The sequence below is a fragment of the Brachybacterium sp. YJGR34 genome, from assembly GCF_003347015.1.
Lineage (GTDB): Bacteria > Actinomycetota > Actinomycetes > Actinomycetales > Dermabacteraceae > Brachybacterium.
Map to the genome: position 1 here is coordinate 117,634 of NZ_PNFB01000006.1, position 20,244 is coordinate 137,877.

17 protein-coding genes are annotated in these 20,244 nt (G+C 72.1%); 12 read left to right on the plus strand and 5 right to left on the minus strand.

Annotated features, from left to right (window positions below):
- The first annotated feature begins 88 nt into the window (after window positions 1-88).
- Window positions 89-736 carry an SDR family oxidoreductase gene (locus CXH06_RS07935; protein WP_114854636.1) on the plus strand — a complete coding sequence of 216 codons (648 nt, stop codon included), beginning with the start codon at window positions 89-91 and terminating at the stop codon, window positions 734-736.
- A gap of 165 nt (window positions 737-901) precedes the next feature.
- On the plus strand, window positions 902-2,062 hold the full coding sequence (locus CXH06_RS07940) for an MFS transporter (protein ID WP_114854637.1): 1,161 nt from the start codon (window positions 902-904) through the stop codon (window positions 2,060-2,062).
- On the opposite strand, the gene CXH06_RS07945 is transcribed toward CXH06_RS07940, so the two are convergent.
- Window positions 2,063-4,528 (minus strand): phosphoketolase, encoded by a 2,466-nt coding sequence (locus CXH06_RS07945; RefSeq protein ID WP_114854638.1) that lies wholly within the window; start codon window positions 4,526-4,528, stop codon window positions 2,063-2,065.
- Between the two features lie 232 nt (window positions 4,529-4,760).
- On the opposite strand from CXH06_RS07945, the gene CXH06_RS07950 reads away from it, so the two are divergent.
- Complete coding sequence (locus CXH06_RS07950; protein WP_114854639.1) at window positions 4,761-5,489, plus strand: PepSY domain-containing protein; 729 nt, start codon at window positions 4,761-4,763, stop codon at window positions 5,487-5,489.
- A gap of 74 nt (window positions 5,490-5,563) precedes the next feature.
- On the opposite strand, the gene CXH06_RS07955 is transcribed toward CXH06_RS07950, so the two are convergent.
- Window positions 5,564-6,736, minus strand: coding sequence for an amidohydrolase (locus CXH06_RS07955; protein ID WP_114854640.1), 1,173 nt, complete (start codon window positions 6,734-6,736; stop codon window positions 5,564-5,566).
- Between the two features lie 60 nt (window positions 6,737-6,796).
- Here CXH06_RS07955 and CXH06_RS07960 point away from each other — a divergent pair, with 60 nt between their 5' ends.
- From CXH06_RS07960 to CXH06_RS07975, 4 genes are all read left to right on the plus strand, one after another.
- Complete coding sequence (locus CXH06_RS07960; RefSeq protein ID WP_114854641.1) at window positions 6,797-7,681, plus strand: PPK2 family polyphosphate kinase; 885 nt, start codon at window positions 6,797-6,799, stop codon at window positions 7,679-7,681.
- An 80-nt stretch (window positions 7,682-7,761) separates the two neighbouring features.
- A complete protein-coding gene (gene tpx / locus CXH06_RS07965; protein WP_114854642.1) occupies window positions 7,762-8,259 on the plus strand; it encodes a thiol peroxidase in 498 nt (165 codons plus the stop codon).
- A gap of 143 nt (window positions 8,260-8,402) precedes the next feature.
- Window positions 8,403-8,792, plus strand: a complete 390-nt coding sequence (locus CXH06_RS07970) for a DUF488 domain-containing protein (protein ID WP_114854643.1) — start codon at window positions 8,403-8,405, stop codon at window positions 8,790-8,792.
- Between the two features lie 44 nt (window positions 8,793-8,836).
- On the plus strand, window positions 8,837-9,655 hold the full coding sequence (locus CXH06_RS07975; RefSeq protein WP_114854644.1) for a sulfite exporter TauE/SafE family protein: 819 nt from the start codon (window positions 8,837-8,839) through the stop codon (window positions 9,653-9,655).
- A 270-nt stretch (window positions 9,656-9,925) separates the two neighbouring features.
- Here the strand turns inward: CXH06_RS07975 and CXH06_RS07980 are convergent, their stop codons facing one another.
- The 3 genes from CXH06_RS07980 to zupT form a co-directional block, all read right to left on the minus strand.
- On the minus strand, window positions 9,926-12,154 hold the full coding sequence (locus CXH06_RS07980) for an NADP-dependent isocitrate dehydrogenase (protein ID WP_114854645.1): 2,229 nt from the start codon (window positions 12,152-12,154) through the stop codon (window positions 9,926-9,928).
- 131 nt (window positions 12,155-12,285) lie between these two features.
- Window positions 12,286-13,515 (minus strand): hypothetical protein, encoded by a 1,230-nt coding sequence (locus tag CXH06_RS07985; protein ID WP_114854646.1) that lies wholly within the window; start codon window positions 13,513-13,515, stop codon window positions 12,286-12,288.
- Window positions 13,516-13,598: 83 nt separating this feature from the next.
- Complete coding sequence (gene zupT / locus CXH06_RS07990; protein WP_114854687.1) at window positions 13,599-14,429, minus strand: zinc transporter ZupT; 831 nt, start codon at window positions 14,427-14,429, stop codon at window positions 13,599-13,601.
- Between the two features lie 80 nt (window positions 14,430-14,509).
- Between zupT and hisD the strand changes: the two genes are divergently transcribed.
- From hisD to CXH06_RS08015, 5 genes are all read left to right on the plus strand, one after another.
- The gene (gene hisD, locus CXH06_RS07995; RefSeq protein WP_114854647.1) at window positions 14,510-15,847 is read left to right on the plus strand and encodes a histidinol dehydrogenase; all 1,338 of its coding nucleotides are present in this window, start codon (window positions 14,510-14,512) and stop codon (window positions 15,845-15,847) included.
- Between the two features lie 217 nt (window positions 15,848-16,064).
- A complete protein-coding gene (locus tag CXH06_RS08000; protein WP_114854648.1) occupies window positions 16,065-17,114 on the plus strand; it encodes a LacI family DNA-binding transcriptional regulator in 1,050 nt (349 codons plus the stop codon).
- Window positions 17,115-17,179: 65 nt separating this feature from the next.
- Entirely contained in the window at window positions 17,180-18,469 is a 1,290-nt protein-coding gene (locus tag CXH06_RS08005; RefSeq protein ID WP_114854649.1) for a sugar ABC transporter substrate-binding protein, read from the plus strand.
- Between the two features lies 1 nt (window position 18,470).
- A complete protein-coding gene (locus CXH06_RS08010; protein WP_114854650.1) occupies window positions 18,471-19,424 on the plus strand; it encodes a carbohydrate ABC transporter permease in 954 nt (317 codons plus the stop codon).
- Window positions 19,421-20,239, plus strand: coding sequence for a carbohydrate ABC transporter permease (locus CXH06_RS08015; RefSeq protein ID WP_114854651.1), 819 nt, complete (start codon window positions 19,421-19,423; stop codon window positions 20,237-20,239). The genes CXH06_RS08010 and CXH06_RS08015 overlap by 4 nt, the downstream gene beginning before the upstream one ends.
- The last annotated feature ends 5 nt before the right edge of the window (window positions 20,240-20,244 follow it).

Below are 20,244 nucleotides of genomic sequence, written 5' to 3' on the forward strand. Positions count from 1 at the left end.
GCCCGGGCCAGGATAGCGGGGCGCAGCGCTCGCGAGGGCCGATGGTCGCACTCTCGACGCCCTGCGATGCGAGTGACACAGTGGGGGCATGGAGATCGCACTCATCGGAGGACATGGCAAGGTCGCGCTGCTGGCGGCACCGCTTCTCGTGCAGGCGGGTCACACCGTCCACGCGGTGATCCGCAACCCCGAGCATGCCGAGGAGGTCGAGGCCACCGGGGCGAGCCCCGTGCTGGCCGACATCGAGACCCTCGACGCCGGCGGCTGGGACGCGCTGCTCGAGGGCCGGGACGCGGTGATCTGGTCCGCGGGGGCCGGCGGCGGCGACCCCGCGCGCACGATCGCGGTGGACCAGGAGGCGGCGATCGCCTCGATGGAGTCCGCGCAGCGCGTCGGCGCACGGCGCTACCTGATGGTCAGCTACTTCGGCGCCGCGCTGGACCACGGTGTCCCCGAGGACAACCCCTTCCACACCTACGCCGAGGCCAAGGCGCGCGCCGACGAGCACCTGCGCGGCACCGCTCTGGACTGGACGGTGCTGGGCCCCTCTGGTCTCACGCTCGAGGAGCCGACCGGGCGGATCGACCTCGCCGCCGCGGAGGCCGGCACCGTCTCCCGCGCCAACGTGGCCCGCGTCATCGCGGCGACGGCAGAGGAGCCCGCCACGGTGGGCCGGACCGTGCGCTTCAATGACGGCGACACCCCGATCGCCGAGGGGCTCGCCGGCACCGCCTGAGCCGGCCCCGAGGGGCCCCGGCACCGTCCGGTGCCGGGGCCCCGCCCTGCTTCCGCCGCCGCACGCGATGCCGTATCGTGGCAAGGCTGTCCTCGCGCGCACCGCGAGGTCCGTTCTGCCAGCAGTTCCCCGGACAGGCCGGGGCGAGGACCGTCAGGAGGATTCGTGGAGAGCGCGCGTCGATGGGCAGGGGTGGCGACCCTCGCCGTGGGGATCTTCGTGCTCATCACGATCGAGGAGCTGCCCATCGGGGTGCTGAGCGTGATGGCGCCGGACCTCGGCGTCTCCGAGGGCGTCGCGGGCCTCACCGTGACGGTCCCGGGGATCCTCGCCGGGGTGGTCGCGCTGGCCACCCCGGTGATCGTGGGCCGGCTGGATCGTCGCCTGGTGCTCGTCATCGCGCTGGCCTCCGTGGTGCTCTCCTGCGCGCTCAGCGTGGTGGCCCCGAACTTCGCGATCCTGCTGGTCGCGCGTCTGTTCGCGGGGATCTCGATCGGCCTGTACTGGGCGGTGATGGCCATCGTCGCGATCGGCCAGGTGCCGCCCGCGCACACCGCTCGCGCGCTGACGGTCGCCTTCAGCGGCGCCGGGGGAGCGCTCGTGCTCGGCGTCCCGGTGACCGCATGGATCGGCGCGCACGTGGGCTGGCGGATGAGCTTCGCCGTGGTCGGCGCGCTCGCGGCGGTGGTCGCGGTGCTGATCTTGGTGCTGGTCCGCCCCGTGCGCTCCACGGCGAGGATCACGGGGCCGATGATGCTGCGCGCGGCCCGCACCCGCGGCGTGCGCTACGCCTTCGCCATCACCGCCCTGGCGGTGGTCGGCCAGTTCGCCACCTACAGCTACGTCAGCCCCGTCCTCATCGAGCGCGCCGGGGTGTCGACCACCGATGTCGGCCTCATGCTCCTGGCCTACGGCATCGCCGGGCTCATCGGCAACTTCGCGGTGGGACCGCTGGTGCGTCGCAGCGCGTCGATCGGTGTGCTCGTCGTGATGACGGGCACCGCCGGCTCCCTCCTCCTCGTGCTGCTCCTGATGCATGGGGAGCTGTCCGCACTCGTGATCATGCCGCTGTGGGGCCTGTTCGTCGGCGCGATCTCCGTGGCCGTGCAGGCCTTCATCACCTCGGAGGCGTCCGAGGTGCTCGAGGAGGCCACCGCGATGAACAGCGCCGCCTTCAACGCCGCGATCGCGGTGGGCGCCCTGATCGGCGGGCTGATCCTCGACGCCGCCGGGCAGACGCCGATGATCCTCACCTCCATGGTGATGGTGGGCCTGGGCGCGGCGATCGCCCTGCTCTACCGGCGCCGGGCGGGCATCCCCGCCTGATCAGTCGTTGTCGCCCCCGGTGTCGTCCCCGGCGCCGGCGACCTCCTGCTCGTCCTCCCAGGTCCACTCGAGCACCTCGGGAACGTCCTCGCCGTGCTCGTAGGCGTGGGCACGGGCCCGGATCCGCGCGTCCTGCAGCCGCTGCCGCAGCCCGGCGCAGCGCGTGCCGAGCCCCTCGACGCGGTCGATCACGTCGATCACCAGGTGGTAGCGGTCGGTGTCGTTGAGCATCAGCATGTCGAAGGGCGTGGTGGTGGTGCCCTCCTCCTTGTAGCCGCGCACGTGGAAGCGGGAGGTGCGGTCGTGGCGGTAGGCCAGACGATGGATGAGCCACGGGTACCCGTGATAGGCGAAGACCACCGGGAGATCGGCTCCGAAGATGCCCTCGAACTCCCGCCGGGAGAGGCCGTGGGGATGCTCGGTGTCCTCCTGCAGGCGCATCAGGTCCACCACGTTGACCACCCGCACCCGCAGCCCCGGCACCTCCTGGCGGAGGATCTTCGCGGCGGCGAGCACCTCGATGGTGGGGATGTCCCCGGCGGCGGCGAGGACCACGTCCGGCTCCTCGCCCGCGGTCTCGGTCCCCGCCCACTCCCAGATGCCCAGGCCCCGCGTGCAGTGCACGATCGCCTCGTCCATGCTCAGCCAGGTGGGACCGGGCTGCTTGCCGGCGACCACCACGTTCACGTACTGCGTGGTGCGCAGGCAGTGGTCGAAGGTCGAGAGCAGCGTGTTCGTGTCCGGCGGCAGGTAGACCCGCACGATCTCCGCCTTCTTGTTGACCATGTGGTCGATGAAGCCCGGGTCCTGATGGGAGAAGCCGTTGTGGTCCTGGCGCCACACATGGGAGCTGAGCAGGTAGTTCAGCGAGGCGATGGGGCGGCGCCATTCGATCTCGTTCGTGACCTTCAGCCATTTGGCGTGCTGGTTCACCATCGAGTCGACGATGTGGATGAAGGCCTCGTAGGAGGAGAACATGCCGTGGCGACCGGTGAGCAGGTAGCCCTCGAGCCAGCCCTGGCACTGGTGCTCCGAGAGCATCTCCATCACCCGTCCGGCGCGGGCGAGGTGCTCGCTGCGGTCGTGCTCCTCGTAGTCGGCGTTCCACTGCTTGGCGGTGACGTCGTAGACGGCCTGGAGCCGGTTCGAGGCCGTCTCGTCCGGGCCGAAGATCCGGAAGCTCTTCGGGTTCTGGGCGACGACGTCGCGCAGCCAGGTGCCCAGCACCCGAGTGGCCTCGGCGACGGTGGCGCCCGGATGGGGGACGTCGACGGCGTGCTCGCGGAAGTCCGGCAGCCGCAGCGCCTTCAGCACGCTGCCACCGTTGGTCGACGGATTGGCGGACATCCGCTGCTCGCCCGCGGGGGCGGCCCCCGCGACGAGGTCCACCACCCGGCCCTCCTCGTCGAACAGCTCCTCGGGGCGGTACGAGCGCAGCCAGGTGTCGAGATCGGCGAGATGCTCGTCGGTGTCGCGCGCGTTGGCCAGCGGCACCTGGTGGGAGCGCCAGGAGCCCTCGGTCTGCTTCCCGTCGATGGTCGCCGGGCCGGTCCAGCCCTTGGGGGTGCGGAAGACGATCATCGGCCAGGCGGGCCGCTCGGTCTCCCGTCCGGCCTCCGCGTCCTCGCGCGCCTGCTCCTTGATCGCCGCGATGCGGTCCAGAGCGGTGTCGAGCACCTCGGCGTAGCGACGGTGCGCCGCGGCCGGGTCCTCGCCGTCGAATCCGCCGGTGAAGAACAGCGGCTCGTGGCCGTAGCCGCGCAGCAGCGCCTCGAGCTCGTCCTCGCCGATCCGGGCGAGCACGGTGGGGTTGGCGATCTTGTAGCCGTTCAGGTGCAGGATCGGCAGCACCACTCCGTCCTGCTGGGGGTTGAGGAACTTGTTGGAGTGCCAGGAGGTGGCCAGCGGGCCGGTCTCCGCCTCGCCGTCGCCCACCACGGTGAAGGCGATCTGCTCGGGATTGTCGAACATCGCCCCGTAGGCGTGGGAGAGGGCGTAGCCCAGCTCGCCGCCCTCGTGGATCGACCCGGGCGTCTCCGGCGCCACGTGGGAGGGGATGCCGCCGGGGAAGGAGAACTGGGTGACCAGCCGCTTCAGGCCCGCCTCGTCCCGGCTCACTGCCGGGTAGACCTCGGAGTAGGTGCCCTCGAGGTAGCTCGCGGCGACCAGGCCCGGACCGCCGTGTCCGGGCCCGGTGATGAACATGGCGCGCAGCCCGCGCTGACGGATGGCCCGGTTCGCATGGGCGTACAGGAAGGTGAGCCCGGGGGTGGTGCCCCAGTGCCCGAGCAGACGCGGCTTGACGTGCTCGCGCTGCAGGGGGCGGCGCAGCAGCGGATTGTCCTTGAGGTAGATCTGCCCGACGGAGAGGTAGTTCGCTGCCCGCCACCATGCGTGGAGCTGATCGAGCTCCTCCTCGGTGAGGGGATGGCTGGCGGAGTTCGGCCACGGGGCGAGAGCAGTCATGACGCCTTCCTGATGCGAGGAGTCCTCGGGCCTTCCCGAGAGGACGATCACACCGTACGGCGGAGTGCCACGGCGGCGGAAGGGACCTTCGGCGAGCTGCGCCGTCGCGCCGATGAGACCCTGGTCAGACCGCGATGAGAGTGTTCTCAGGCTCTGCGGCGGCCTCCGGGCGCGCCCGTAGGCTGGCTCCATCGACCATGCGCCGGGGACTCCCGGCCCGAAGGAGGCAGTCATGACCCGCACCATCGCCCGCCGCCGCGGTCCCGTCCGCGCCGCGGCCCTCGGTGCCCTCGTCGTCGCCCTGGCCGCCGGCTGCTCCGGCGGCGCGGAGGAGGACCCCGCGGCCACGGAGGCCGGGGGTACGACGAGCAGCGACGGCGGAGCGGCCGACGGGCCCGCGGGCGATGGCGCCGCGGGCGATGACGACGCGACCGACGACGGCGCGGCCGATGACGGCGCGGCCGACGACGGCGCGACCGACGACGCGGCCGAGGGTGGCGGGGACGCCTCACCGCTGCCCGGGTCCGCCGATCTCGCGACCGAGGAGCTGCCGGTCCCGGCCGAGGAGGCCCTGCGCCTGGCGACCGAGGCCGCCGGCGGCGGAGATCCGACGTCGATCCAGATCGACCACGACGACGACCGCGGCTGGGTGTGGGAGATCGAGGTGACCCTGGACGGCCGGGAGCACGAGATCGACCTCGACGCCACCACGGGCGAGGTCCTCGAGCACAGCGAGGACGAGGACCGGTACGTCGACCCGGCGATCGACGTCACCGACCCGCTGCCCTACGCCGAGGCGCTGGACCTCGCCGTCGCCGAGCAGGACGGCCGCGTGAGCGGCTGGGACCTCGACACCGACGACGGCCGTCCGCACTACCAGGTGGACATCGAGCAGGGCGACGAGGACGTCGAGGTGGACGTCGATGCCGAGACCCGAGAGGTCCGCGTCGAGCAGGACTGACGGCCCCGCGGGCGGCGCGCACCCCCGGGCCGCCGCCCGCGCGGGGATCGCCCGCTCGGCGCCCCCTCGCGCCGTCAGCGCGGCGCGATCACCGGTTCGCCGGCCGCATCGCGCCGCATGACCTCCCGGCCCTCCTGCCACACCCGCAGCGAGCGGTTCCGCACGTCCAGCGGGTCTCCCTCCCACAGCACGAGGTCCGCCTCCTTGCCCACCTCGATCGACCCGATCCGATCCGCGAGGCCCAGCACCTCGGCGGGATGGAGAGTGATCGCGCGCAGGGCGTCCGCCGGCGCCATCCCGTGCTTGACGGCGAACGCCGCCTGGTAGACGAGGTGCTCGATCGGGACGACCGGATGATCGGTGATGATGCTGACCTGCACTCCCGCGGCGGTGAGGATCCCGGGCGCCGTCGGGGTGCGGTGGCGCACCTCCACCTTCGAGCGGGAGACGATCAGCGGCCCGTAGAGCACCGGCACCCCGGCGGCGGCCACCCGGTCCGCGATCAGATAGGCCTCGGTGCCGTGATCCAGGACCAGGTCGTAGCCGAACTCCTCGGCGATGCGCAGCGCGGTGGCGATGTCGTCGGCCCGATGGGCGTGCTGGCGCCAGGGGATCTCGCGCTCGAGCACGCGGACCAGCGCCTCGGAGACCAGGTCCGCATCGCGCTCGGCGGGATCCTTCGCGGCCCACGCGCGGGCGGTGGCGAAGGCCTTGCGGATGGTGAGCGCGACGCCCAGCCGGGTCGAGGGGGTCTGCTTCATCTCGCCGTAGACCCGTTTGGGGTTCTCCCCGAGAGCGGCCTTGAGGCCCGAGGGGCTGCGCAGCACCATCTCGTCGACCACGCGGCCGTGGGTGCGCAGCGCCACGGCGAGCCCGCCGATCGGGTTGCCGGAGCCCGGATTCACGTTGACCGCGGTCACGCCGCCGATGATCGCGTCGTCGAAGCCCACCTCGACAGGATTGATCGCGTCGATCGCCCGCGCCGCCGCCATCACCGGATCGGTCATCTCGTTGGTGTCCTGGCCGGCCCAGCCCTCGCCCTCCTCGTCGACCCCGAGGTGCACGTGGGCGTCCACGAAGCCGGGCAGCAGCCAGCCGCCCTCGGCGTCGATGACTGCGGCGTCCGCCGGGATCTCGAGATCGGGGCCGGCCTCGAGGATCCGTCCCTCCCGGACGAGGACGGTGCCGTCGAAGGGCTCTCCCTGGATCGGCACGACATGGGCATGGATGATGGCGGTGCAGGTCATGGACAGACTCTTTCCCGAGGCCCACGCGGCGTCAAGCCGGGGCGCGGCTAGAGTGTCCCGATGGCTCCTCAGCACCCCCGTCACCCCGGCGTCCCCCGGGACCAGACCCCGCGCGGCGTCCCGATCCCGACGGGATGGGACGGCTCGGTCACCGCGATCGACCCCCGCTCCACCCCGGGCTTCACCGGAGGCAAGAAGGACGGTCGCCGGCGTCTGGCCGCGCTCGACGAGCCGGTCGACGAGCTGCAGGAGCGCCTGTTCGCGGACTCCCGTCCTGCCGGAGAGGGGCGCAGCGTCCTGCTGGTCGTGCAGGGCATGGACACCGCCGGGAAGGGCGGGATCATGCGGCACGTGGTGGGCAGCGTGGACCCGCAGGGCACCGAGATCGTCGCCTTCAAGGCGCCGACGGAGGAGGAGCGCGCCCACGACTTCCTGTGGCGGATCCGCCCGCACGCACCCCGTCCCGGCATGATCACCGTCTTCGACCGCTCCCACTACGAGGACGTGCTGATCCACCGCGTCCACGGCTGGGCCGACGAGGCGGAGATCGCGCGCCGCTACGAGGCGATCAATGCCTTCGAGCGGGAACTCGTCGACCAGGGCACCGAGATCATCAAGGTCATGCTCCACCTCTCCTACGAGGAGCAGGGCGAGCGGCTGATGGAGCGCCTCGAGCGGCCGGACAAGCACTGGAAGTTCGCCCCGGGGGACGTCGACGAGCGCGAGCACTGGGCGGCCTACCTGGCGGCCTACGACGCGGCGCTGCGGGCCACCTCCACCGCGCACGCCCCCTGGACCGTCGTCCCCGCGGACCGCAAGTGGTACGCCCGCATCGCCGTCCAACAGCTGCTGCGCGACGCCCTCGAACGGATCGACCCGCACTGGCCCGCGGCGGGCTTCGACGTCGCCGAGCAGATCGTGCGGCTGCGGGCGACGATGGCGTGAGGCGTCCGGGCTCCGGTCGGATGCGGGAGCCGGCGGGCGGCGACTTGTGCCGTCGCGCTCCCGGGGTCGATGATGAGGACATGGCTTCCATCACCTTCCAGAACACCCCTGCCACCACCGTCGGCGAGCTGCCCGCCACCGGTTCGACCCTCCCGGCGTTCGAGCTCGTCGGTCAGGACCTCTCCCCGGTCTCCTCCGCGGACCTCGCCGGCAAGCGGGTCGTGCTCAACATCTTCCCCTCGCTCGACACCGGCACCTGTGCGACGTCCGTGCGTCGCTTCAACGAGATCGCCGCCGGCCTCGAGAACACCGTCGTGGTGTGCGTCTCGAAGGACCTGCCCTTCGCGCAGGCCCGCTTCTGCGGCGCCGAGGGCATCGAGAACGTCGTCACCGGCTCCGCCTTCCGCTCCTCCTTCGGCGAGGACTTCGGCGTGACCCTGGCCGACAGCCCGCTGGCCGGTCTGCTCTCCCGTGCGGTGGTCGTGGCGGACGCCGACGGCACCGTGCTCCACACCGAGCAGGTCGCCGAGGTCACCGAGGAGCCGGACTACGAGGCCGCGGAGAAGGCCCTGGCCTGAGCGACGAGCTGCCGAGGAACGAGGCGGTAGGAGCTGAGGCGGACGAGCACGAGCCTGAGCGAGTCCGCACCGCACCTCCCGGGACCCGGTCCGCGCCCTGCGCAGGCCGGGTCCCGCGCAGTCCGCCCCGAGGAGGAGCCGTGATGAGCGCCCTGCGCATCGACCTGGCGCGCGTCCACGACCTGCTGGATGCCGGCGCCTCCGCGCCCGGTGAGCACCGCGTCCTCGTCGATCGCCTCTGGCCGCGCGGCATCTCGAAGACGCGCCTGGCCCTCGACGAGTGGGACCGGGACGCCGCCCCCAGCACGGACCTGCGCCGCGCCCTCCACCACGGCGAGATGGGCTTCGAGGAGTTCACCGCCCGCTACCGCCGCGAGCTCGACGCCTCGGGCGCGGCCCGTGCCCTGCGCGAGCGCGCCCTCGCCGCCGGCGCCGAGGACCTGACCCTGCTCTTCGCCGCGAAGGACACCGAGCACACCCACGCCCTCGTGCTGCGCGAGGCCCTCGAGGACTGCGAGCGCGCCGAGGGCTGAGCCGCGTGCCGCGACGGTGCGGCGCGGAGGTAGGGTCGTCCCTCGTGGAACCCGTCTCGCTGATCGTCCTGCTCGTCATGGGCACCCTCGCCGGAGCGATCAACGCGGCGGTCGGCTCGGGCTCCCTGCTCACGCTGCCGGTGCTGCTCGCTCTCGGCGTCCCACCCGGAGTGGCCGTGCGCACCAACACCATCGGCATCCTCTTCTCGACCATCGGCTCCACCTACGGGTACCGGCGCGAGATCGCTCAGGAGAAGGGGAACCTCGGGCCGCTGGTCCTGACCACCGCGCTGTGCGCGACCGCCGGCGCGCTCCTGCTGCTGATCTCGCCGTCCGAGGCCCTCGACGTCGTGGTGCCCGTGCTGATCGTGGTGGCGCTGGCGATGGTGATCTTCCAGAAGCCCCTGACCACCGCCCTGCGCCGGCGCGCCGAGCGACGAGCGGCACGGAGCGGGGGAGCGGAGGCGCCCGGCGCCGAGGACGCGGAGCGCAGCCCCCTGCGGTCGCGCGGCCTGCTCGGCGCGATGGGTGCCGCCTCGATCTACGGCGGCTACTTCACCGCCGCCCAGGGCATCCTCTACCTCGGCGTGCTCGGCATCTTCACGGGCCGCACGATGGGCTCGGTCAACGGCGTCAAGAACCTCATGAGCCTGGTGGTGAACCTGGCCGCGGCGACCGTCTACGTCGTGGCGCACTTCGTGCTCGGGGTGGAGGTCCTCTGGATCGCCACCGCCGCGATCGCCGTCGGCGCGCTGCTGGGCGGCTACTTCGGCGCCCACCTGGCCAAGCGCCTGCCCGAGGTGGTGCTGCGCGGCATCATCGTCGTCGTCGCGCTCGTCGCCTTGGTCCGGCAGGTCCTCTGACGCCCTGCACGGCCGTGCTCTCCGTCCGGCCGCGCCCGCGGGATCCTGACCCTGCCCTCGAGGGCAGCGCTGCAGGTCACTTCACCGTGTTATGACTCCCTGATTCCACGTCGGAGTGTCCTGCAGCGAACCGTCTGCCGCCGACACCGCCGGCCGCTCCCGCACCGCCGGCCGCGTGCGTCCCGCACCGTGGCGCACGCGGCGACGCCGGCCCGGTCCGCGCGGGGCGGGCCGGACCGGCGTCGTGGCGTTCCGTGGGGACAGGCGGCCTCAGAGGGCCGCGGAGATCTCCTCGAGGATGCGGTTGAAGGTCGCCGAGGGGCGCATCACGGCGGAGACCTTCTCCAGGTCCGGGCGGTAGTAGCCGCCGATGTCCGCGCTCTCGCCCTGCACGGCGAGCAGCTCGCCGGCGATGGTGTCCTCCGCCTCGGTGAGCTCCTTCGCGATCGGTCCGAAGGCCGTGGCGAGCTCGGAGTCATCGGCCTGCTGCGCCAGCTCCTGGGCCCAGTACATGGCCAGGTAGAAGTGGCTGCCGCGGTTGTCGATGCTGCCCAGCTTGCGCTGCGGGGACTTCCCCTCGTTCAGCAGGGTCTCGGTGGCGCGATCCAGGGCGTCGGCGAGCACGCGGGCGCGCTCGTTGTCCGCGGTGCGGGCCAGGTGGCGCAGCGACTCGGCCAGCGCGAGGAACTCGCCGAGCGAGTCCCAGCGCAGGTAGTCCTCTGCGACCAGCTGCTGGACGTGCTTGGGGGCGGAGCCGCCGGCGCCGGTCTCGAACAGTCCGCCGCCGTTCATGAGCGGGACCACCGAGAGCATCTTGGCGCTGGTGCCCAGCTCCATGATCGGGAACAGGTCCGTGAGGTAGTCGCGCAGCACGTTGCCGGTCACGGAGATGGTGTCCTGGCCGGCGCGCACTCGCTCGAGGGTGTGCTCGGTCGCGGCGACCGGGTCGAGGATCCGCAGGTCCAGGCCCTCGGTGTCCTCCTCGGCGAGGTACGCCTCGACCTTGGCGATGAGGTTGCGGTCGTGGGCACGGGCCTCGTCGAGCCAGAACACCGCGGGCATCCCGGACTCGCGGGAGCGGCGCACCGCGAGCTGCACCCAGTCGCGGATCGGGGCGTCCTTGGTCTGGCAGGCGCGGAAGATGTCGCCGGCGGCGACCTCGTGGCGCATGAGCGCCGCGCCCGCTCCGTCGCGCACCTCGACGGCGCCCGCGGCGGAGATCTCGAAGGTCTTGTCGTGGGAGCCGTACTCCTCGGCCTTCTGGGCCATGAGCCCCACGTTGGGGACGGTGCCCATCGTGGTGGGGTCGAAGGCGCCGTGGCGCTGGCAGTCCGCGATGGTGGCCTGGTAGACGCCCGCGTAGGAGGAATCGGGGATGACGGCGAGGGTGTCCTGCTCGGCGTCGTCCTTGTTCCACATGTGGCCCGAGGTGCGGATCATCGCCGGCATCGAGGCGTCGACGATGACGTCGGAGGGGACATGGAGGTTGGTGATGCCCTGGTGGGAGTTGACCATCGCCAGGTCCGGACCATCGGCGAGGTCCTGCTCGACGGCGGCCGCGATGCCCTCGCGCACCGACTCCTCGAGATCCTGGACCCCGGCGAGGATCCCGCCCAGGCCGTTGTTCGCGGAGAGCCCCGCGGCCGCGAGCTGGTCGCCGAACTGGGTGAACAGCGTGGGGAAGAAGGCGCGCACGGCGTGCCCGAAGAGGATCGGGTCCGACACCTTCATCATCGTGGCCTTGAGATGCAGCGAGAACAGCACTCCCTGCTCCTTGGCGGCGGCGATCTGCTCGCGCAGGAACGCATCCAGCGCCTCGGCGCGCATCACGGAGGAGTCGACGACCTCGCCGGCCAGCACCGGCAGGGAGGCCTTGAGGACGGTCTCGGTGCCGTCGGTCGCGACGTGGACGATCGAGAGGGTGTCCTCGGCCTCGGAGACCACGGACTGCTCGTTGGAACGGAAGTCGTCCTGACCCATGGTGGCCACGGCGGTCTTGGAGTCCTGGGTCCACTCGCCCATGCGGTGCGGGTGGGCCTTCACGAAGTTCTTCACCGCGGAGGGAGCGCGACGGTCGGAGTTGCCCTCGCGCAGCACCGGATTCACGGCCGATCCCTTGACCGAGTCGTAGCGGGCGCGGATGTCCCGCTCCTCGTCGGTCGTGGGGGACTCGGGGTAGTCCGGCAGGTCGATGCCCTGGCCCTGCAGCTCCTTGACCGCGGCCACCAGCTGGGGCACGGAGGCGGAGATGTTGGGGAGCTTGATGATGTTGGCCTCGGGCGTGCGCGCGAGCTCGCCGAGCTCGGCGAGGGCGTCGGCCTCCCGCTGGTCCTCCGGCAGCAGATCGGAGAAGGCCGCGACGATGCGGCCGGCCAGCGAGATGTCCCGGGTGGTGACGTCGATCCCGGCGGTGTCGGAGAAGGCGTCGAGGATCGGCAGGAACGAGGCCGTGGCCAGCATCGGCGCCTCGTCGGTATGGGTGTAGATGATGCGCGCCATGTGTCGCGGGGCTCCCTCGGGTCGGTGCAGCATTTGTCTTGACGTCAAGACTAATCGACGGCGGGCGCGAACCCGACCGGTCGATCCGGACGGGTCCACGGTACGTGACGAGGGCCTCGTCACCTACCCGCTCAGTAGACGGGCTCGTCCTCGAGGACCTCGACGTCCCAGGGGTCCGAGACCACCACGTGGGTGGTGCCCTCGGCATCCACCGTCGCCGCGACCGCGTGCGCGCGATAGGTCCCGGGGGAGAGGGCCGGGGTGTGGCACGCCCCCTGCGTTGTCCAGGCCGTCTCGGCGCGGGTCATGCCGTCCTCGCCGAGCCACTGCAGCGGGATCTCCGGGCTGTTGCGAGCGCCGGCGACGATGGTGCCGGTGGCCGGGTCCGTCAGGACCACGCCCGGCAGCAGGGCGCGCGTGCCGAGGTCCTCGGAGGTGACGGTGACCTCCGCGGTGACTCCTCCGGCCCCGTCCTCCGGAGGTGTGGTCGAGACGGACTGTGCCGCATCGCTCGCCGTGATCGCGAGGCCGTCGCCGTCGCCCACCGCCCGGAGCTCCGCGCCGCAGGCGAGAGGGCCGAGGTCCGCAGGGATCTCGCCGCCGGGCGCGGTGACCGCGCCGGGCACCGGCTCGAGGGCTCCGCCGACGACGTCCACGAGCACGTCCCCACTCGCGCTCCAGCCCGCGTCGTCCTCGCCGCGTCCGGGTCCGTCGAGCTCCCCGCCGGTCAGCCGCAGCAGGTACTGGCCGTCCGGCAGCGGGGCGTCGTCGCAGGTGCCGAGGGTCAGCTGCGCCGTCGCCGCGGACGGCGCGGGGGACTGGCCGCCGCTCTCGACCCGTTCGCGCACCACCATCGGCGGCACCGGCGCCCCCTCGACGCCGAGCTCCCCGTCGTAGCCCTCGAGGGGACTCCCGCGGTCCTCCGGTGCCGCCGGGAGCATCACACCCACCGGGGTGAAGCCGGCGTAGTCGTAGCCCTCCTCGAGCCGGAAGGGCCCCGAGACCTGGAGGTCGTTCCCCTCGGCCCGCACCGTCTCGGGGATGAGGGTGCCGCCCTCCGCGGAGCGCAGCGGGGGCTCGTCCTCCCCTGGGTGGCAGAGCCAGCCGGGGTCCACCGGGGTGGTCGCGGCGGCGGCGACCTCCTCGGGATCCATCGGCTCCCCGCGCGCGGCGGGCTGTGAGGTGCCGCCCGGGTCGACGCCGGGGAGACGATCGCACGCGGTCGGGGTGAGCGCCAGCACTCCGACCCCGAGTGCGGCGAGCGCGCGGGCGGCGAGGCTCCGCGCCGCCCGGTGCGGCCGGGCGGCGGGGCGCGCGGACCGACCGCGACGGTCGGCGCCGCTCCGCGACAGATCGCTCATCGGCTCGCCCCCTCGGTCTCCTCAGCCGTCCTGATCGGCGCGGACAGGATCTGCGCCAGAACGTACCGGACCTCCGCCGGTGATCACAGCACCAGCAGCGTGAGCGCCATGATCGCCATCCCGCCGATCAGCGAGTAGATGACGGTGTGGTGCTCCCCGGTCTCCTCCGCGGCCGGCAGCAGCTCGTCGAGGGAGACGAACACCATCACCCCGGCGACCCCGGCGAGGATCGCGCCCATCGTGGTGCCGTCGAGGAAGGGGCCCAGCAGCAGGTAGCCGATCACGGCGCCGGCGGGCTCGGCCATCCCGGACATGGTCGCGAGCCAGAAGGCCTTCGACCGCGAGCCGGTCGCGCGGCGCACGGGCACCGCAATCGCGAGCCCCTCGGGGATGTTGTGCAGGGCGATGGCGGCCACCACCGGGATCGCGATCTCGGGCGCCTGCAGGGCGGCCATGAAGGTCGCGAAGCCCTCGGGCACGTTGTGCAGGGCGAGCGCGCCGGCGGTCACGAGCCCTGTGCGCAGCAGCCGGGCGCGCAGCGCCCTGTCGGCCGCCTGTTCCTCGGCGTCGCGCACCTCCGGTCGGCCGCCGCTGCCGCTCATCCGTCCGGCGAACTCATGGGGATTGACCGCGGTGGGCACCAGGCGGTCCACGACGGCGATGACGAGGATGCCCACGAAGAAGGAGAGGACGGCGAGGGCGGTGCCGCGCGGGGTGGCCGCGCCGCCGCCGGAGAGCACGCTCGCCCCCTCGGGCAGCAGCTCCACGAAGGAGACGTAGAGCATGACGCCCGCGGAGAGGCCCAGGCCCCCGGCCAGCACCTTCGGGCTGGTCCCGCGACCCATCACGCCGAGGGCGGCGCCGATGCTCGTGGTCGCGCCGGCGAACAGGGTCAGGAGGAAGGCGAGGAGCACGAGGACGACCATAGCGGCGCCGCGCGCCCCGGGCGGCGCGCACCGGCGGCGCGTCGCGCCACGCCCGTAGACTGGCCCGCATGTCCGATGCCGCCCCGTTCCTCGCCGTGACCGACCTGCGCTCCCGCCGCCTGAGCAGCGCCGAGCTCCACGCGACCCTGCCCCGCGCCGCCCTCGACGTCGAGGCCGCGACCGCCGCGGTGCGCCCCGTGGTCGAGGACGTCGCCGCGCGCGGAGCCGCGGCGGTGCTCGACGCCTCCGAGCGCTTCGACGGCATCCGGCCGGAGCATCTGCGCGTCCCTGCCGCGGAGCTCGAGCGTGCCCTGGAGGAGCTGGATCCGCAGATCCGCGCCGCTCTCGAGGAGTCCGTGGCCCGGGTGCGGCGGGTCGACGGCGCGCAGACCCGCGCGGAGGAGTCGGTGCAGGTGGTCCCCGGCGGCACCGTCACCCAGCGCTGGGTGCCGATGCGCCGCGTGGGCCTGTACGCCCCCGGTGGGCGCGCCGTCCTGCCCAGCTCCGTGGTGATGAACGTGGTCCCCGCCCAGGTGGCCGGGGTGGAGCAGATCGTGCTGGCCTCCCCGCCGCAGAAGGAGTTCGGCGGTCTGCCGCACCCCACGATCCTCGCCGCCTGCGCCCTGCTCGGCGTCGACGAGGTGATCGCCGCGGGCGGCGCCCAGGCGATCGCCCTGCTGGCCCACGGCGCCGAGGACCTCGGCGACGGCACCCCGCTGCCGGGTGTGGACCTGGTGACCGGTCCGGGCAACGTCTATGTCGTCGCGGCCAAGCGCCTGGTGCGCGGCCGGGTCGGGATCGATGCCGAGGCTGGCCCCACGGAGATCGCGATCCTCGCCGACGCCGCCGCGGACCCGTCCTATGTCGCCGCCGATCTGATCTCCCAGGCCGAGCACGACCCGCTCGCCGCGAGCGTGCTGGTCACCGATGCGCCGGAGCTCGTGGCCGCGGTCGAGCGGGAGCTGGCCGTGCAGGTCCCCGCCGCGCTCCACCGCGAGCGGATCGAGGAGGCGCTGCGCGGTCCCCAGAGCGGCGCGGTCCTCGTCGACGATGTGGAGCAGGGACTCGCGGTGGTCGATGCCTACGGTGCCGAGCACCTCGAGATCCAGACCACAGACGCCGCGGCCGTCGCGGCCCGGGTGACCAATGCCGGCGCGGTCTTCGTCGGTCCGCACAGCCCGGTGAGCCTGGGCGACTACGCCGCCGGCTCCAACCACGTCCTGCCCACGGGCGGCACCTCCCGCTTCACCGGCGGCCTGGCCGTCCAGACCTTCCTGCGCGGGATCCACGTGGTCGAGTACGACCGCGAGGCGCTGCACGGCGCCCGGGAGGCGGCGACCTCCCTCGCGGCGGCCGAGGGCCTGCCGGCGCACGGGAGCGCGATCGACATCCGCTTCACCCGCTGAGCGCGGGGGGCAGCGTCCGGGCTCTGACCTGGCCGTCAGTGCGCCCCGGTGCATATCGCATCGTCCTCTTGCATCGATGCGTCGTGAGGGTTGCTCTCCGCCATGGAAGCGCTTACGCTCGAAGCAGCGGGTTGTAAGCGCTTCCGGCCGTGGCCTCCGACCACGCCGGATCGCTGTGCGACTCCCGCAGGGCACTCGATGACGAGGAGGTTCGACGATGTCCACCAGAACACCCGGATCCGGCGCCACGATCTACCAGGTCGCCGCGCTCGCCGGGGTGTCCATCGCGACCGTCAGCCGCACCTTCGGCAGCAGCGAGAGCGTCGCACCCCGAACCCGTGAGGCGGTGCTCGCCGCAGCCCGGGAGCTCCACTACGTCCCCACCGCCTCCGCTCGGGCGCTCGCCGTGCGCCGCAGCAGGGCGCTGGGCGTGGTTCTGCCGCACATCGACGGCGCGTACTACGCGGAGCTCCTGGTCGGCTTCGAGGTGGCCGCCTCGAAGCTCGGCCTCTCCATCGTCCTGGCGCTCGAGAGGCCCGGGGCGGCGCGCCCCTCGACACTCACGGATCTCCTGGGCCGGGTGGACGGCGTGGCCTTCATGGCCCGCAGTGGTGCGGATGACGAGACGGTCCGTCGCGTCGCCGAGGTGCGCCCGGCGGTGAGCGTCGCCCGCGGCCAGGTCGACGGGGTCGACGCCTTCTTCTCCGAGAATCGCCGAACCGCGCAGGACATGACCGAGCATCTGATCGGGCACGGCCGGCGGCGCATCGGCTTCGTCGGCCGTCCCGAGGCCGGCTCGGACATCGGCCAGCGTCACCAGGGATATCTCGAGGCGCTCTCGGATGCGGGGCTCCGCCCCGCACGGCAGTGGCCCGTCGACCCGGTCGAGGAGGCGGGCGTCGAGGTCGCCGGCCAACTGCTCGCCGACGGCGGACCGGGTGATCTCGACGCGCTGGTCTGCGGCAATGACGAGCTCGCCGCGGCGATCCAGGACCGCCTCACCGCTGGTGGGGTCGAGGTGCCGGATCGCCTGGCTCTCACCGGATGGGATGACACCGTCACCGCGCGGTATCTCCGCCCCGGTCTCACCACGGTCCGGCAGGACGTGGCGCGGCTCGGGGGCCTCGCCGCCCGGCGCCTCGCCGCGAGGATCGACGGAGATCCGGCACAGGAGGCGGTCACGGTCGGCACCTCCATCATCCTGCGCGGCTCCTGCGGATGCCCGCCCCACGATCCCGCACCTCCGGCGGGACCGGGCAGTCCCTGAGCACGACGACACGACCCCACCGCCACCAGTCCCGACCGACGAGCAGCATCGACGAAGGAGTCACCATGACCCGCTCACCGCACATCACCCGCCGCGCCCTCGTAGGACTGGGCGCCGCCGGAACACTCGGCGTCCTGACCGCCTGCGGTCGGGACGAGAGCGGCGGCGGCCCTGCCGAACCCGCCGAGCCCATTGCCGAGGGGCCGGCCACCGGCTCGCTCACCGTCTGGGCCATGGGTGCCGAGGGCGAGAAGCTCCCCGAGCTGCTCGCGAGCTTCGAGGAGGCGAATCCCGATGTCAGCATCGAAGTCACCCCGGTGCCCTGGGACAGCGCGCACGACAAGTTCACCTCCGCGATCGCTGCGGGCACTGCCCCTGACGTCGCCCAGGTCGGCTCGACCTGGATGGCCGAGTTCGTCAGCCTCGACGCCCTCGAACCCACGCCGGAGTCGATCGCCACCGACGACTATTTCGCCGGCGCCCTGGAGGGCGTCACTGTCGAGGACACCGTCTACGGGGTTCCGTGGTACGTCGAGACCCGCGTGGTCTACTACCGCACCGACCTCGCTGAACAGGCCGGCATCACCGAGCCGCCCACCGACTGGGACGGCCTGGTCGCCCTCGCCCAGGCCTACCAGGAGCAGGCCGGCGCCACCTGGGGGATCTCGCTCCAGCCCGGGGGCCAGGGCTCCTGGCAGACTGTCCTGCCGCTGATGTGGTCCAACGGCGGACAGGTGGTGGACGAGGCCGGGGCACAGTTCACCTTCGAGTCCGCGCAGAACGAGGAGGCGCTGGCCTACTACCAGTCCTATTTCACCGACGGGATCGCGAACCCCGCCCCGGCCGAGGGCGTCACCGAGCAGGACTTCGTCTCCGGCGACGTGCCGATGTTCATCTCCGGCCCGTGGATGATGTCCGCGGTCGAGGCGGTCGGTGGCGAAGGATTCGCCGACAAGTACGGCGTGTTCGTGATGCCCGCGGCGGAGACCAGCTCGAGCTTCCTGGGCGGAGCGAATCTCGGTGTCTTCCAGGGGACCCAGAACCGGGACGCGGCCTGGAAGCTGGTCCAGCACCTGTCCATGCCCGAGGTGCAGGTGGAGTGGTTCGGCCTCTCCACGGACCTGCCCTCGCTGCAGCAGGCCTGGGAGGACGAGTCCGTGTCCTCGAACGAGAAGTTCGAGGTGTTCCGCACCCAGCTGGACACCGCCCTGGCTCCGCCCGTCGTCGCCACGTGGGAACAGGTCGCTTCGAAGTTCGACGCACAGATCGAGGAGGTCTGCAAGAACGACCTCGCCCCGGCGGAGGCGCTCGCCACCACCCAGTCCGAGGCGCAGGGCATCGGCACCGGAGTCTGAGATGAGCCACGCCCCCAGCACCCCCGTCGGCGCGAGCAGCGCCCTTGGCGCGGTCGCCCCGCGCCGCGGGCGCTCGCGCCGCGGCGGAGCGGAGGCCCGCGCGGGCCTGCTGCTCTCCCTGCCCTTCGTGATCCTGTTCCTGGTGTTCACCGCCTGGCCCGTCGTGCAGTCGATGATCATGTCCTTCACGGACATGCGGATCACCGACATCCGCTCGCCCTTCGCGGTGGAGTTCGTGGGCCTGGAGAACTACCTCACCGCCTTCCAGGACCCGGTCTTCCGTCGGGCCGCCGCGAACACCGCAGTTTTCGTCCTCGTCGGCGTCCCACTGACGATCGCGGCGGGCCTCGCCGCCGCACTCGCCCTGGACCGCGGCGTGGGAAAGCTGCGCGCGGTCTACCGGGTCGGCTTCTACACCCCGGTGATCACCTCGATCGTCGCGGTCGCGGTGGTGTGGCGATTCCTCCTGCAGCCCGAGAACGGGCTCGTCAACACGGTGCTGGCGTGGGTGGGCATCGACGGCCCGCACTGGCTCGGCGACCAGCGCACCGCCCTGCTCTCGCTGATCGTGATGGCCGTCTGGCGCAACTTCGGCACCTCGATGGTCATCTTCCTGGCGGGCCTGCAGGCCGTGGACCGTCAGCTGCACGAGGCCGCGGCCCTCGACGGCGCCGGCGCGTGGCAGCGCTTCCGCAACGTCACCCTGCCCTCGATCCGGCCGACGATGCTGTTCGTCCTGGTCACCACCTCGATCGGGTATCTGCAGTTCTTCGAGGAGCCGTTCGTCATGACCGGAGGCGGGCCGCTGAACTCGACCATCTCCGCCTCGATGTACACCTACAACCAGTTCGGCTTCGGGAACTACGGCGTGGCGGGGGCGATGGCGTACCTGACCTTCCTGGTCATCGCGATCGTGACCGTCATCCAGTTCCGTCTGATGAGGGAGAAGCGATGATCGAGAAGCGTCGCCCCGTCCTCACCTACGTGGTGCTGAGCATCTTCCTGCTGCTGGTGATCACACCGTTCCTGTGGATGATCCTCGGCAGCATCAAGACCCAGGGCGAGCTGCTGCGCGTCCCGCCCACCTGGTGGCCGGAGGAACCCACGCTCGACAACTTCCGCCGCCTATTCGAGCGGCCCTTCGCCCGGTACTTCACCAACTCGACCGTCGTCGCGGTGGTGGTGACTGCTGGCAACCTGCTGATGTCCTCGATGTTCGGGTACGCCCTCGCACACCTGCGCTTCCCCGGCAAGCGGATCCTCTTCGCCACCGTTCTCGCGTGCCTGATGATCCCGGGGCTGGTGACCTTCATCCCCCAGTACGTGCTGGTGGTGAACATGGGGCTGGCCAACACGATCCCGGCACTGATCCTGCCGTTCCTGGTGCAGCCCTTCAGCGTGTTCCTCATGCGCCAGTTCTTCCTGGGCATCCCGCGCGAATTGCAGGAGGCCGGGCGCCTCGACGGCGTCGGCGAGATCGCCATCTTCTTCCGCATCTACATGCCGCTGGCCGTGCCCGCCTTCGCGACGCTCGGTATCTTGACGTTCCTCGGCTCCTGGAACAACTTCCTGTGGCCGCTGGTGGTGTCCTCCTCCGAGAGCACCTACACGCTCCCGGTCGCTCTGGCCCTCATCTCCACCGGCCAGAACGAGACGGACTACGGGTTGCTGCTCGCGGGCGCGACGCTCATCGTGGCGCCGATCCTGGTTGTCTTCCTGTTCTTCCAGCGCCACTTCATCCAGGGCATCGCCGCCACGGGCATCAAGTGACCACC